The 13,779-nt window shown below is 66.2% G+C and carries 12 protein-coding genes and 1 tRNA gene; 4 read left to right on the plus strand and 9 right to left on the minus strand.

Annotation, left to right across the window (positions count from 1 at the left end):
* Nucleotides 1-14 precede the first annotated feature (14 nt).
* The 7 genes from LG367_RS14555 to rnr form a co-directional block, all read right to left on the minus strand.
* Entirely contained in the window at nucleotides 15-1,217 is a 1,203-nt protein-coding gene (locus tag LG367_RS14555) for an efflux RND transporter periplasmic adaptor subunit (protein WP_226469987.1), read from the minus strand.
* Between the two features lie 29 nt (nucleotides 1,218-1,246).
* On the minus strand, nucleotides 1,247-2,560 hold the full coding sequence (locus LG367_RS14560; protein ID WP_226469988.1) for a TolC family protein: 1,314 nt from the start codon (nucleotides 2,558-2,560) through the stop codon (nucleotides 1,247-1,249).
* A gap of 61 nt (nucleotides 2,561-2,621) precedes the next feature.
* Nucleotides 2,622-3,032, minus strand: coding sequence for a hypothetical protein (locus tag LG367_RS14565; protein WP_226469989.1), 411 nt, complete (start codon nucleotides 3,030-3,032; stop codon nucleotides 2,622-2,624).
* Between the two features lie 82 nt (nucleotides 3,033-3,114).
* Nucleotides 3,115-3,435 carry a quaternary ammonium compound efflux SMR transporter SugE gene (gene sugE, locus LG367_RS14570; protein WP_226469990.1) on the minus strand — a complete coding sequence of 107 codons (321 nt, stop codon included), beginning with the start codon at nucleotides 3,433-3,435 and terminating at the stop codon, nucleotides 3,115-3,117.
* Nucleotides 3,436-3,570: 135 nt separating this feature from the next.
* Complete coding sequence (locus LG367_RS14575) at nucleotides 3,571-3,840, minus strand: CBU_0592 family membrane protein (RefSeq protein WP_226469991.1); 270 nt, start codon at nucleotides 3,838-3,840, stop codon at nucleotides 3,571-3,573.
* 34 nt (nucleotides 3,841-3,874) lie between these two features.
* Nucleotides 3,875-4,633 (minus strand): 23S rRNA (guanosine(2251)-2'-O)-methyltransferase RlmB, encoded by a 759-nt coding sequence (gene rlmB, locus LG367_RS14580; RefSeq protein ID WP_226469992.1) that lies wholly within the window; start codon nucleotides 4,631-4,633, stop codon nucleotides 3,875-3,877.
* A gap of 54 nt (nucleotides 4,634-4,687) precedes the next feature.
* Nucleotides 4,688-7,180 carry a ribonuclease R gene (rnr, locus tag LG367_RS14585; RefSeq protein WP_226469993.1) on the minus strand — a complete coding sequence of 831 codons (2,493 nt, stop codon included), beginning with the start codon at nucleotides 7,178-7,180 and terminating at the stop codon, nucleotides 4,688-4,690.
* A 96-nt stretch (nucleotides 7,181-7,276) separates the two neighbouring features.
* Here rnr and LG367_RS14590 point away from each other — a divergent pair.
* A tRNA-Leu gene (locus LG367_RS14590) sits at nucleotides 7,277-7,361 on the plus strand.
* Between the two features lie 79 nt (nucleotides 7,362-7,440).
* Here LG367_RS14590 and LG367_RS14595 read toward each other — a convergent pair.
* Entirely contained in the window at nucleotides 7,441-7,752 is a 312-nt protein-coding gene (locus LG367_RS14595; protein WP_226469994.1) for a peptidase, read from the minus strand.
* Nucleotides 7,753-7,935: 183 nt separating this feature from the next.
* Entirely contained in the window at nucleotides 7,936-8,196 is a 261-nt protein-coding gene (locus tag LG367_RS14600) for a hypothetical protein (protein WP_226469995.1), read from the minus strand.
* Between the two features lie 166 nt (nucleotides 8,197-8,362).
* Here LG367_RS14600 and parC point away from each other — a divergent pair, with 166 nt between their 5' ends.
* From parC to LG367_RS14615, 3 genes are all read left to right on the plus strand, one after another.
* Complete coding sequence (gene parC / locus LG367_RS14605) at nucleotides 8,363-10,606, plus strand: DNA topoisomerase IV subunit A (protein ID WP_226469996.1); 2,244 nt, start codon at nucleotides 8,363-8,365, stop codon at nucleotides 10,604-10,606.
* Nucleotides 10,606-11,274, plus strand: a complete 669-nt coding sequence (locus LG367_RS14610) for a thiopurine S-methyltransferase (RefSeq protein ID WP_226469997.1) — start codon at nucleotides 10,606-10,608, stop codon at nucleotides 11,272-11,274. The genes parC and LG367_RS14610 overlap by 1 nt, the downstream gene beginning before the upstream one ends.
* Before the next feature lie 76 nt (nucleotides 11,275-11,350).
* On the plus strand, nucleotides 11,351-13,759 hold the full coding sequence (locus LG367_RS14615) for a penicillin acylase family protein (RefSeq protein WP_226469998.1): 2,409 nt from the start codon (nucleotides 11,351-11,353) through the stop codon (nucleotides 13,757-13,759).
* Nucleotides 13,760-13,779 lie beyond the last annotated feature (20 nt).

Genomic DNA, 13,779 nt, shown 5'->3' on the forward strand with positions numbered 1-13,779 from the left:
AGATTCGCATGTCATCAGTGCCCATGCCCTTCTCCCAACTGCGATTTGAGCATGCTCGCCTTGACGGCGAAGGCGCCTTCGACCACGACGCGATCGCCCGGTTTCAACCCCTCCTCGATCGTCGTCACGTCGCCGACGACCGCGCCGGTACGTACCGACACCGCCTCGAGCGCGCTCGCGGTGTTCTGACGGAACACCACGGTATCGCCTTGCATCTGCACCAGTGCCGTGGTCGGGACGCTCAGTCTCGACGTATCGCCGCTGCCGGCATCGAGATAGACGTCGACGAAATCGCCGCCGTGCAGACGATCGTTTTCGTTCGGCACCTCGATCCGCACCACGGCATTTCTTGTGCTCTCGGAAGTGCGATGCGAGGTGCGCAGCACCTTGCCCGTGATGCGCTCGCCGCCAGCGACAATGGTCGCCTCGGCACCGGGTTTCAGGTCCGGCACTCTGCCTGGAGGCAGACGCGCGTCGACCCAGACCGTGCTTTCGTCGACCAGACGATAGAGCGCCCGCCCTGGTTCGATGCGTTCGCCGACGACGAAATCGTCCTCGGTGATGCGCCCCGCATGCGGCGCGCTGAGGGTGAACTGACCGTTGACGCTGCCACTCGACGTTCCGGGCAATCCATACGCCTGCGATTTCGCGCGCGCGCGGTCGACGGCGATCCTAGCCTCACCTATGCGCCGCCCCGAAACCGCTTCCGTGCCCAGCGCCGATACGCGGCGCCATTCCTGTTCGGCGATGCGCAGCTCGGCCTGCGCGTCGGAGACCTCGACACTGGCCAATGTCGCCAGCGGCGCTCCGCCGCGCACCTCGTCGCCGAGTTTCGCATGCCGCCGCACCACCAACGCCGCCACGCGCGGCGTGATCAGCGTGGTGCCGTAGGCGTTGTCGAGCACTTCGCCCGGCGCGCGCAGCTGTCCGCCGATCGCGGAAGGCGCGAGCGCCTGCACACGGATGCCGGCCGCTTGCATCGCGGCCGCATCCATCGAAACCGTGGTGGCTACACCTTCGCTTTCTTCGTGATCCTCTCCATCCTCTTGATGATCGGCCTCCGCCGCTTCCTCTTTCGGCTTGATGTCGGTCGCGGTCCGCTGTTTGTCGGTTTCCGCGGATGCCGATGCTTTCGACGGGGCTTCCTTGGAGCAGCCGGCAAGCGCGATCAGCAGCGATGCCGCGAGCGGCGTCAGGATCGTTCGCATCGATGCCATGGCTCGCGTTCTCATCATGATGTTCTCCTTCATTGCGCTTCCTCCAAACCGGCCCAGCGTTCGATGCGGCCAGTGGCGGCGAGATAGTCGGTGTAGGTCTGCCACAGACGCGCTTCGAGTTCGGCGCCAGCCAGGGCGGTGTCGAGCGACTGCTTCAGCTGCAGCAGATATTCGGATGTGGAGATCTCGCCTTCGCGCCAGGTGCGCTCCAGCAGCTCGGCGCGTCGCTCGACGTCGGTGGCGCGGCTGAGGCGCCATTGCTTCCATGCCGCCAATGCGGATGCATAGCTGTCGATCGATCGTTGCCGCTCAGCGGCGAGCTCCGCGGCGATGCGTTGCCGCTCCGCGTTCGCCGCATCCGCCTCCGCGTTCGCCGCGACCACTTCGGCACGATAGGAATTGCGCACGAACAGTGGGATGCTGAGCGAAACACCGAACACGTTGTCGCTGGCGCCGCCCATGCGGATGCGTCCGGCGTTGAATCCCACGGTCGGATCTGGAATCCGATTGCGGCGCGCCACCGCGATTTCCCGGTCGGCCGCGCGCGCCGCCGCATCGGCCACTTGCCATTCGGGCAGGCCTTCGACATCGGCATCGCTTACGACGGCTTCCGGAAGTGGCAGTCCATCGCTCGGCAACGCCAACGATGCGAGTGCGCGCTCATCGCCGCCGATCGAACGGAACGCCGCCTCGGCTTGCGCACGCTCGGCCACCAGCGTCGCTTGCTGTGCCTGCGCCTCGTCGTGGGCGAGTTGCGCGAGATCGCGTTCGGCGCCGGAAATATCGCCGGCCGCAAACTGCCTGCCACCGATCTCCGCGAAACGGCGTGTCAGTGCAAGCCGACGCTCGCCGACCACGACGCGTTGCTGCGCGCTCTGCAACGCGGACCAGCCCGCGAACCATTGCCTGACGAAATCACGTCGCCGCAGTCGCGCGTCGGCCATGCTCTGGTCGACGCGAGCATCAGCGGCATCACGGCGCGTGCGCCGCTTGCCGCTCAGATCGAGCGTCAGCGACGCACCCCCAGTGGTGGTGACATCCGTGCCTTCGTCGTCGCGGGCGAATACGAGTTCGGGGTTGTAGAGCGGTTGTGCCGCCGCATCACGGCGCGCTTTTGATGCCGCGAGCTGGGCCTCGGCAACACGCTGGCCCGGATAGCGCAGCCATGCTTCACGCACCGCGGCGCGAAGATCGGCGGGTGCTTGCGCCGTGTCTGGAACCGTTTTGGAGTATGAAGTTCCGGAGCGCGAAGTTTCGAAACTGGGTGGATCGGTCGCCCGCGCCGGCAACGCCAGCGCGCACGCGACGACCCAGGCGGCCACGGCCGCGAGTCGCACGAACATGAAGAATCCCTCGATGTGATTGCAAGAGTGAACATCGGCCGCTCAGCGGCCGGTCATGCACTCAAGCAACGATCGGGGGACGGAATGGAATGAAGGCACGCGCCTGCAACGGCAATTGCGGCTCGGCTTGCGGCGGATCAGCGATGACGGGGAAAACGGTGGCCGACGCGGCCGTAGGCCATGCCGACAACGGCATCTGCCCGCAGCAGTGTGCGTATTCGAGGAGCAAGTGCAGACTGGATGGATCGCTCTTCTCGCCCGCATCTTTCGCGGAGTCGTCCTTCGCGGAGCCGTCTTTTGCGACGTCGCCGCCATCCAGGACGGCATGCGTGCCGGTGGGATCGTGCGCCAGCTCGTGCAACTCGCCCACCGCCGCGAGCAGCGGCTGCAACACCAAGCCGAGCGACAGCAACGCCAGCAGACACAGGCGCAGCAGGGAAATCGGTCGGCGGTGGCGCTTTCGGCGAACCATGGGTGCAAGCCTAGCGAGAGGCGCGGGAGTTACACAATTTCACTTCAGGCCCGATGACCGGAAACATCCAGCCATGTCGCGATCACGCAGCGGACGCCAGTTTCAGGCCGATGATGCCGGCGACGATCAATCCCAGACTGGCCAGCCGCCCCGCATTCGCCGGCTCCCCGAGCAATACGATGCCGAGGATCGCCGTTCCCACCGCGCCCACGCCCACCCACACCGCGTAGGCCGTGCCGACCGGCAACGATTTCATGGCGACGCCAAGCAGGCCGAGGCTGATCGCCATCGCAGCGATCGTTCCGACGCTGGGCCAGAGCCGCGTGAAACCTTCGGTGTATTTCAGGCCGATCGCCCAGCCGATCTCGAACAAACCGGCGAGCACGAGAATGATCCAGGGCATGAGATCGCCTCCAATCGATGGGGCCGTCCCGGGATGCGTTGGAGAGGCGGGGCCGTCCCCGCTTCCTGTGTGGCGGTCACTTTCGCACGCGCGGAGCAGGCTAAGTTGACCGCCATGTAACCACGCGGCGAATGACTAAGGCGTTGGTGTTTTCGGCGCCCCGCCGCCTTTCAAGGTCCGCGCCAGGCCGTACACGCTGATCACCAGCCAGACCACCATCAGCAGGCACACCGCGATATTGAACTTGCCGTACAACGAAGCCAGCACGCCGGCCGCACCGAACAAATTGAGCAACTGATACAGCAATCCGTTGCCGTGCAAACGGCCCGCCTGCAGCAGGTAGTAGGCGAACAGCACCATCAACGTGCCAACGATGCCGACCCAGTCATACCACTGGATATTCATATCGATGTTCCCTCCGGAGTTGCTTTGATCTGATTCATTGTTGCCGCTGGCGCACGGCCTCGAACAGGGTGACGCCGGCCGCGACCGAAACGTTGAGGCTTTCCACGGCCGCCGAGGCAAGCCCCGGCATCGGGATTGTCACCAACTGATCGCAATGTTCGCGTGTAAGCCGGCGCAGACCGTCCGCCTCGCCGCCGAGCACGAAGGCGACGTTGCCGCGCAGGTCCAGCGCATATAGGGAACTCTGTGCTTCGCCGGCCAGGCCGTAGATCCACACGCCCTGCTTCTGCAGATCACGCAAGGTGCGCGAGAGATTGGTGACGCGCACCACAGGAATGCTGTCGGCCGCGCCGGCGGAGGTCTTGCGCACCGTGGCGTTGACCTGCACCGCCTTGTCCTTCGGAATCACCACCGCGGTGACGCCGGCCGCCGCCGCGCTGCGCAGACAGGCGCCGAGATTGTGCGGATCCTGCACGCCGTCGAGCACCAGCAGCAGCGCCCTGCCCTCGGCCGCTTCGACCAGCGCGGAGAGTTCGTGCTCGTCCCAGGTTTTCGCCGCGGCGTATCGCGCGGCCGCGCCTTGGTGGCGCAGGCCACCGGCTACGCCATCGAGCGCCTGCTGCGCGACACGGCGCACGTCGATGCCCATGCGTCGCGCGGCGCCTTCGATCTCGACGATGCGCGGATTCTTCGCGCCCGCTTCCAGCAGCACTTCACGGACGTGTTCCGCGTCGTGTTCCAAGGCGGCGGCGACGGCATTGATGCCGACGATCCATTGGTTGTCTTTGCTCATGCCTTGCCCTTGCCCCGACTTTTCCTTCTCCGAGCTGGAGAAGGAAAAGCAAACTCAGTATTTCTGCTTCGCCCGCTTCGCCGGCTGTCCACGCGGCGGCAGCGGTTTCGCGCCACGCTCCTCGACGAGACGGAAATCGATCTTCCGCTCCTCCAGACTCGCCTTCAGCACCACCACCCGCACGCGATCGCCGAGGCGGAAGCTGCGGCTGGTCCGCTCGCCGGACAGCGTCTTCCGCACCGGATCGAAATGGTAATAGTCGTTCGGCAGCTGGGTCACGTGGACGAGGCCGTTGACCTTGGATTGGTCCAGCTCGACGAACAGCCCGAAGCTGGTCACGCCGCTGATCACGCCGTCGAATTCGCCGCCGACGTGCTGCTCCATCCAGGCGGCGCGGTAACGCTCGTCGACTTCGCGCTCGGCCTCGTCGGCGCGGCGCTCGCGCTCGGAACACTGCAGGGCCAGCGCCGCCATCTCGCGCGGCGAATACAGGTAGCCGCTCGCCTTCTTCCCGGACAGCGCGTACTTGATCGCGCGATGCACCAGCAGGTCCGGATAGCGCCGGATCGGCGAGGTGAAGTGCGCGTAGGCCGCCAGCGCCAGGCCGAAATGACCCAGATTGTCGGGTGTGTACACCGCCATGCTCTGGCTGCGCAGCAGCACCGATTCGATCAGCGCGGCATCCGGACGCTCGCGCACCTTCTTCAACAGCTGGGTGAAATCGCGCGGCTGCAGCTTCGCCCACGGCGGCATGCGCAAGCTGAACTCCTTGAGGAATTCCAGCAGGTCTTCGTATTTCGATTCCGGCGGCTTGTCATGGACGCGGAACGGCGCCGGCACCTGTTTGTCGAGCAGGAATTTCGCCGCCTCGACGTTCGCAGCGATCATGCATTCCTCGATCAGCTTGTGCGCGTCGTTGCGCACCAGCATGCCGGCTTGCGTCACCTCGCCCTTGTTGTCGAGGACGAAGCGCGTTTCCGACGATTCGAACTCGATCGCGCCGCGCTTCTCACGTGCCTTCGCCAGGATCGCGTAGAGCTGGTGCAGGCGTTGCACGTCGGGCAGCAGCGCGCCGACCTGTGCCTTCGCTTCGGCATCGTCCTCGCCCACCGCTTTCCAGACCTGGGTGTAGGTCAGGCGGGCGTGCGAGTTCATCACCGCTTCGTAGAACTGCGATTTGGTCACCTCGCCATCGCGTCCGATTTGCATGTCGCAGACGAAGCACAGGCGATCGACCCTCGGATTCAGCGAACAGATGCCGTTGGACAGCGTCTCCGGCAGCATCGGTACGACGAAGCCTGGGAAATACACCGACGTGGCGCGCTTCTGCGCCTCATCATCAAGCGGGGTTCCGGGCTGCACGTAGTGCGAGACGTCGGCGATGGCGACGACGAGGCGAAACCCATTCCGGTTGGCCTCGCAATACACCGCGTCGTCGAAATCCTTGGCGTCCTCGCCGTCGATGGTGACCAGCGGCATCTTGCGCAGATCGACGCGGGCCGCGGCAGTGGCGGCATCGACGGCGAGCGGCACCGCGGTCGCTTCGTCGAGCACCGCCTGCGGGAATTCATGCGGCAGTTCATGGCCGTGGATCGCGGCCTCCACCACCAGCGACGGCGTGAGCTTGTCGCCCAGCACCGCGAGCACGCGACCGATCGGCGGACGTTGCGCGGTCGGCGGCTGCGTGATCTCGCAGACCACCAGCTGGCCGTGGCGCGCGCCCTCGCGCGCGTCGGCGGGAATCTGCACGTTGCGCTGGATGCGGCGGTCGTCAGGCACCACGTAGCTGACGCCGGATTCGAGTTCGAACCGTCCGATCAGCCGATTCAGGCGGCGTTCCAGCACTTCCACGATCGCGCCTTCGCGACGGCCGCGCCGATCCACGCCGGTGATGCTGGCAAGCACGCGGTCGCCATGCATGACCTTGCGCATCTCGTAGGGTGGCAGGAACAGGTCGTCGCCGGCGCCGGGAGTGCCGGGTTCGGGGCGCAGGAATCCGAATCCTTCCGGATTGGCGATCACCGTGCCCGGGATCAGGTCCAATCGCTGCGCCGGGACATAGCCGCCGCGCCGGTTCTGCAGCAGCTGGCCGTCGCGGAGCATCGCCGCCAGGCGTTTGCCCAGGGCGTCGAAACGGTCCGGCTCGGTGAGTTGCAGCTGCTCGGCCAGCGCTTCGGCCGTCTGCGGCCCGCCGGCATCGGCCAGCAGTTGCAGGATCGCCTCGCGGCTGGCGATGGGGCACTCGTAGCGCTCGGCCTCGCGCGCGGCGTGCGGGTCCTGGGGAGTGCCGCTCCTGCCCGATCCGCCATGCTGCGCTGACGGCTTCGCCTTGCCGGCCGGGGTGGGATGATCACGCTTGCCGGAATGCTTGCCTGGTCGCGGCTCGGGTTTTCCGGCCGATGCGGACATCGCCGATTCAGGCATCCATCCGGGGAGTTTGCGGGCCTTGCCCGACGCCTTCGCCCCGCCGCCGCGCTTCGGCGCGGCCGTCTTGTTGCCAGGGGGCTTGCCGCGGCTGCCGCCGCGCTTGCTGGGAGTTTTTGCCATTGCCGTGATGTTACACGTCCGGGCGCCCGGAACCCGCCCTCGCAGGTAACTCCGTTGACAACGGACGTCTCGCGCAGCAACATACGCGGCTCACCTGCCCAGGTGGCGGAATTGGTAGACGCACTAGTTTCAGGTACTAGCGGGTAACACCGTGGAGGTTCGAGTCCTCTCCTGGGCACCAGACTCCTGACTTCGAGCCACTTCGCTCGTCGTCGGCTCTAAACAGAAACCCCCGCCGAAAGCGGGGGTTTTTTGTTGGGTCACCCGCCGGCCTGCGGCTTGCCGGGCGGATTCTTGCAGTAGCTGTCGAAAGCTTCCGGCGTTAGTTCGAAGCCCTTCTCCTTGGCCAGTTCCCACGACCGCTCGCACTTGTTGGTACTGGCGCACCAGGCGTAGCCGGCCGAGGGAATGCATCCATGCGCGTCGCGGTCGGAACCGGGCGCGGGAACGGGTTCTGTCGCCGCCGATGGTTCGGTCTTTTGCTGCGGTGCCGATGTGTTGCTGGCGCAGGCCGCCAGGCCCGCGACGATCAGAACGATGACTGCTGCCGCATATGGTCGATATGGTCGCATCGGAACTCTCCCTCTCGTCGCCCCTGCTTCGGCCTGAGCCGGCATGGCGGGCATGTTCCGCGACTCTATCCAGCGGGTCGGTGTTTGACAAACGCTCCCGCTCACATTCCGCGCAACAAAGAACGGCAGTGGCCACCCTCGCAACCACTGCCGTTCCCGTCACCTGTCGTCAGCGGCTTTTGCTCAGGCCGCGCACTTGGTGAACTTGCCCGCCGCATCGCGGCAGCGCTTGGCCTTGGTTTGCGTTTGCGCCTGCGGGCATTTCTCGAACTTGCCCTTGGCATCGCGGCAGACCTGCTTGGCCTGGCCCGCGGCGGCGAGCTTGGTGTGCTTGACAGTCGTCGCCGCGGCGACGGGCTTGGTCGCGGCATGCGCGGGCGTCCATGCGCCGCCGGCCAGGCCGATGGCAACGGCGGCGGCGATCGGAAGCAGTAAACGGGTCATGGCGTTTCTCCGGAGGTATGCGGATGGTTTGCGGGATTGCGATGCGCAAGCTATGCGCGCGGACCATGCCGGCGGCTTTCCGCAGGATGAAAAAACGTTAATCCGACCCGGAGCGGCCGGTTAAACTGTGGGCTTGTCCACGCAACACCCGAGAACACACCCGCCAATGGCCGACCCCGTCCGCCCCGTCTTCCACGGCTTCGAACAAATCCCGCTGCGCGAATACGCCGAGCGCGCCTACCTCGACTATTCGATGTACGTGGTGCTCGACCGCGCCCTGCCCTTCCTCGGCGACGGGCTCAAGCCGGTACAGCGCCGCATCATCTATTCGATGAGCGAGCTGGGCTTGAACGCGGCGGCCAAGCCGAAGAAGTCTGCGCGCACCGTCGGCGACGTGATCGGCAAATACCATCCGCACGGCGACTCGGCCTGCTACGAGGCGCTGGTGCTGATGGCACAGCCGTTCTCGTACCGCTATCCGCTGATCGATGGCCAAGGCAACTTCGGCTCATCGGACGATCCGAAATCGTTCGCGGCGATGCGCTACACCGAATCCAAGCTGACACCAATCGCGGAAGTGCTGCTGGGCGAACTCGGCCAGGGCACGGTCGACTGGACGCCCAACTTCGACGGCACCCTGGAAGAACCGACCTGGCTGCCGGCACGCCTGCCGCACCTGCTGCTCAACGGCACCACCGGCATCGCGGTGGGCATGGCCACCGACGTGCCGCCGCACAACTTGAACGAAATCGTCAGCGCCTGCGTGCGCCTGCTCGACGATCCCGACGCCAGCGTGCGCGATCTGTGCGAGCACGTCCGCGGCCCCGACTATCCGACCACCGCCGAGATCATCACGCCGGCCGCCGATCTGCTGGCGATGTACGAAACCGGCAACGGCGGCGTGCGCGCCCGCGGCACCTACGTGAAGGAAGGCCAGAACATCGTCATCACCGCGCTGCCCTACCAGGTGTCGCCGTCGAAGGTGATCGAGCAGATCGCCGCGCAGATGCGGGCCAAGAAGCTGCCGTGGCTGGAAGACCTGCGCGACGAATCCGACCACGCCAATCCCGTGCGCGTGGTGCTGGTGCCGCGCAGCAACCGCGTCGACGTCGAACAACTGATGGGACATCTGTTCGCCACCACCGATCTGGAGAGGAGCTATCGCGTCAACCTCAACGTGATCGGTCTCGACGGCCGTCCGCAGGTGAAGAACCTGAAGATGCTGCTGTCGGAATGGCTGGTGTTCCGCACCGACACGGTGACCAAGCGCCTCACCCATCGCCTCGAAAAGGTCGAGCGCCGCCTGCACCTGCTGGAAGGCCTGCTGGTGGCCTTCCTCAACCTCGATGAAGTGATCCGCATCATCCGCACCGAGGACGAACCCAAGGCGGCCTTGATCAAGCGCTTCAAGCTCAGCGAGGAGCAGGCCGACTACATCCTCGACACCAAGCTGAAGCAGCTCGCCCGCCTGGAGGAAATGAAGATCCGCGGCGAGCAGGACGAACTGGACAGCGAGCGCGATCGACTGATCGCCATCCTCGGCAGCAAGGCCAAGCTGAAGAAGCTGATCAAGGAAGAGTTGCTGGCCGACGCCAAGAAATTCGGCGATGCGCGCCGCTCGCCGCTAGTCTCGCGCGAAGCCGCGCAGGCGCTGGACGAAACCGAACTGGTCGCCAGCGAGCCGATGACTGTCGTGCTCAGCGAGAAGGGTTGGATCCGCGCGGCCAAGGGTCACGATATCGATGCCGCGTCGCTGTCGTATCGCGAAGGCGACGGATTGCTGGCGGCGGTCAAGGGCCGCAGCACGCAGCAGGTCGCCTTCCTCGACTCCACCGGGCGCAGCTATTCCACGCTGGCACATACGCTGCCGTCGGCGCGCGGCAATGGCGAGCCGCTCACCGGACGCTTCTCGCCGGCGGCCGGCGCCTCGTTCCAGGCATTGGTGACGGGCGACAACGACACGCGCTTCGTGCTGGCGTCCTCGCACGGCTACGGCTTCGTCACGCGTTTCGAGAATCTCACGGGACGGCAGAAGGCCGGCAAGTCGATGCTGTCGCTGACGCCGGGCTCGGTCGTGGTGCAGCCCGTGGCGGTGACCGATGCAGCCAAGGATCGCATCGTCGCCGTCACCAGCGCCGGGCATCTGCTCGCCTTCCCCGTCGCGGAACTGCCGGAACTGGACAAGGGCAAGGGCAACAAGCTGATCGAGATTCCCAAGGCCAAGCGCGGCACCGAACGCGTGGTGGCGATCGCGGTGGTGTCGCCCGGCGGCACGCTGCAGGTGAAATCCGGCAGCCGCACCATGTCGCTGTCGTTCAAGGACCTCGACGAATACCTCGGCGCGCGCGCCTCGCGTGGCGGCCTGCTGCCGCGCGGATGGCAGAAAGTGGACGCGCTGTCGGTGGAATGATGGAAGCCGGGTTCTGGCAGCAACGCTGGCGCGACAACCAGATCGGTTTCCATCAGGCGCGCGTGTCGCCCCTGCTGGAGCAGCACTGGGATGCGCTGTCGCTGCCGCCGGACAGCCGTGTGTTCGTGCCGCTGTGCGGGAAGACACTGGACATGCCGTGGCTCGCCGCGCGCGGACACCGCATTCTGGGCGTGGAGCTTTCCGAACTGGCGGTGCGGCAGTTCTTCGACGAGAACGGGCTGTCGCCAGCGACGCATGCCTCGCGTTACGGCACGCACTACGTCGCCGGCCCTTACGAACTGATCTGCGGCGATGCCTTCGCGCTCGATACCGAAGTGCTGGCCGATTGCGCCGCCGTCCACGATCGCGCCGCCCTGATCGCATTGCCGGCCGATCTGCGCCGGCGTTATCTCGCCACCTCGTATGCCAGCCTTCCGGCCGGGTGCCGCGGTCTGCTGATCACGCTGGAATATCCGCAGCACGAGAAGGCCGGCCCGCCGTTCTCGGTCGATGACACCGAAGTGCGCGCCTTGTTCGCGGACGGCTGGACCATCGAGCCGATCGAGCGTCGCGACATCCTCGCGCAGGAACCCAGTTTCGCCGCCGCGGGCGTGACCGCGCTGCACACGGCCGCCTATCGCCTGCGTCGTAATACGCCTGCAACCTGATCACGGTTGGCGCACCCGGCACTCAGCCCGCGACCGGGCTATGCCTACAATGGCGGAAACCGAATCGGGGGATCTCATGGCCAAGTGGCTGAAGCGCGTCGTCGTCCTGTTGCTGGTCCTCGTGCTGGTCGCGGTCGGGACGGGTTGGTGGTTGTTGCGCGGCAGTCTGGCGACGCTGGATGGCGAGGTCGCGCTATCGGGATTGGCCGCTCCGGTGACGATCCAGCGGGACAACCTTGGCGTCGTCACCATCGATGCCGCCAACGCCGACGATGCCGTGCGCGCGCTCGGCTACGTGCACGCGCAGGAGCGCTACTTCGAGATGGACCTGCTGCGGCGCGCGGCCGCCGGCGAGTTGTCGGAACTGGTGGGCGCACGCGCGGTGGATCTCGACAAGCGACATCGCACGCATCGCCTGCGCGCGCGCGTCAACGAACATCTCGACGCATTCGCCAATGGCAAGCTGCAACAGCTGCGCGCCTACAGCGACGGCGTCAACGCCGGACTCGCCGATCTCAAGGTGCGCCCCTGGCCTTATCTGCTGCTGCGGCAATCACCGCAAACATGGACGCCGGCCGATTCCGCCCTCACCGGCTATGCGATGTATTTCGATCTGCAGGATTCCACGGACGAACGCGAATTCGCCCTGTGGAAGATCCGGCAGCACGTGCCGCCCGCGCTGTACGCGCTGCTCTCCCTCGACGGCACGCCCTGGGACGCGCCGTTGTTCGGAGAGCCCCGCGCGGATGCGACGCTGCCCGGCCCCGATGTGCTCGACCTGCGCAAGCTGCCGGTGCCTGCGGAACCGAAACCGTTCACGTCGAAGGAAGGTCCCGCATCGGGCAGCAACAACTTCGCCGTTGCCGGCGCGCTCACCGGCGACGGGCGCGCGATCATCGCCGACGACATGCATCTGGGCCTGCGTGCGCCCAACATCTGGTTCCGCGTGCGTTTGCGCTACCCCGATCCGCGCGCGCCCGGAGGCAAAGTCGACGTGCAAGGTTTCAGCCTGCCGGGCCTGCCCGCGATCGTGGTCGGCAGCAACGGCCACATCGCCTGGGCCTTCACCAACAGCTATGCCGACACGACCGACTGGAAGCAGGTCACGCCCTGCAAGCCGGGCGCGGCGGCGACATCCTGCGACGCGATCACCACGCATCGCGAAGCGATCCGGGTCGCGGGTGGTGCGCCAGTCGATTTCGACGTCAAGGAAACCGCGTGGGGGCCGATCCTGCACGAACAATCGGACGGCAAGGCGCTCGCGCTGCGCTGGACGGCGCATCTGCCCGGTTCGCTCAACTTCGGCGTTTCCGATTTCGCCACGGCGGGCAATCTCGATCAGGCACTCACGGTCGCCGAACACGCCGCGATTCCGACCCAGAACCTGCTCGTGGCCGACGCGCAAGGACGGATCGCCTGGCGCCTGCTCGGACCATTGCCGCAACGCACGCCCGGATGCTCCACACAACATCTGGTCGAAGGCACCGAACCGCCGGTCCAACCGCAGCCCCCCGAAACAGCCACTGAGGCGCCGCAGCCTGGTCACTGCTCGGATTGGAATATCTCGACCATCGACAATCCCCGCCTGATCGATCCTGCCAACGCGCGCCTGTGGACGGCCAACGCTCGCACGCTCGATGGCGAGGCGCTGCAACAGGTGGGCGACGGCGGCTACGATCTCGGCGCCCGCGCGCAGCAGATTCGCGACGATCTTCTGGCCAAAGGCAAGTTCACCGAACGCGACCTGCTGGCGATCCAGCTCGACGATCGCGCCGTGTTCCTGCAGCGCTGGTGGGAACTGCTGCGCAGCGAATCGACACGCGCACGCACGCCGGCCTTGCAAGCGCTCGCCGAGGCGTCGAAGACCTGGGAAGGCCGCGCCGTCGCCAACTCGGTGAGCTACCGCCTCGTGCGCGCATGGCGGCTGGCGGTGGTCGCACGCATCGCCGATGGCCTCACCGCGCCCGCGCAAGCCGCGCTCGGCGACGATTTCGTGATGCCCAAGCGCGCGCAGCTGGAAGGCGTGGTGTGGCCGCTGGTCACGCAGCGTCCCGCGCATCTGTTGCCGCGTCGTTATGACTCCTGGGATGCCTTGCTGGAAGACGCGGCCAAGGAAGTAAGCGATGAGCTGTCCGCGAAGGGACCGCTCGCCAGCCGCACCTGGGGTGAAGCCAACACCGCGCGAATCTGTCATCCACTGGCCAAGGCGATCCCGCTGATCGGCACGCGCTTCCTGTGCATGCCCTCCGATCCGCTGGATGGCGACCACAACATGCCGCGCGTGGTCGCGCCCGATTTCGGCGCGTCGGAACGCATGGTGGTCTCGCCCGGGCACGAAGCCGACGGCATCATCCACATGCCCGGCGGGCAGAGCGGAAATCCGCTGTCGCCGTTCTGGGGCGCCGGGCACGAGGATTGGGTGCATGGGCGGCCGACGCCGTTTTTGCCGGGCGAGACCGAGTACAAGTTGACGCTGAAGCCCTAGTTTCAAACCTCAAGAGCACA

The organism is Luteimonas panaciterrae, assembly GCF_020511115.1.
Lineage (GTDB): Bacteria > Pseudomonadota > Gammaproteobacteria > Xanthomonadales > Xanthomonadaceae > Luteimonas > Luteimonas panaciterrae.

Bases quoted from the DNA above. Each gene is read 5' to 3' on its own strand.
- LG367_RS14555 (WP_226469987.1), bottom strand. From the start codon at position 1,217: ATGGCATCGATGCGAACGATCCTGACGCCGCTCGCGGCATCGCTGCTG.
- LG367_RS14560 (WP_226469988.1), bottom strand. From the start codon at position 2,560: ATGTTCGTGCGACTCGCGGCCGTGGCCGCCTGGGTCGTCGCGTGCGCG.
- LG367_RS14565 (WP_226469989.1), bottom strand. From the start codon at position 3,032: ATGGTTCGCCGAAAGCGCCACCGCCGACCGATTTCCCTGCTGCGCCTG.
- sugE (WP_226469990.1), bottom strand. From the start codon at position 3,435: ATGCCCTGGATCATTCTCGTGCTCGCCGGTTTGTTCGAGATCGGCTGG.
- LG367_RS14575 (WP_226469991.1), bottom strand. From the start codon at position 3,840: ATGAATATCCAGTGGTATGACTGGGTCGGCATCGTTGGCACGTTGATG.
- rlmB (WP_226469992.1), bottom strand. From the start codon at position 4,633: ATGAGCAAAGACAACCAATGGATCGTCGGCATCAATGCCGTCGCCGCC.
- rnr (WP_226469993.1), bottom strand. From the start codon at position 7,180: ATGGCAAAAACTCCCAGCAAGCGCGGCGGCAGCCGCGGCAAGCCCCCT.
- LG367_RS14595 (WP_226469994.1), bottom strand. From the start codon at position 7,752: ATGCGACCATATCGACCATATGCGGCAGCAGTCATCGTTCTGATCGTC.
- LG367_RS14600 (WP_226469995.1), bottom strand. From the start codon at position 8,196: ATGACCCGTTTACTGCTTCCGATCGCCGCCGCCGTTGCCATCGGCCTG.
- parC (WP_226469996.1), top strand. From the start codon at position 8,363: ATGGCCGACCCCGTCCGCCCCGTCTTCCACGGCTTCGAACAAATCCCG.
- LG367_RS14610 (WP_226469997.1), top strand. From the start codon at position 10,606: ATGGAAGCCGGGTTCTGGCAGCAACGCTGGCGCGACAACCAGATCGGT.
- LG367_RS14615 (WP_226469998.1), top strand. From the start codon at position 11,351: ATGGCCAAGTGGCTGAAGCGCGTCGTCGTCCTGTTGCTGGTCCTCGTG.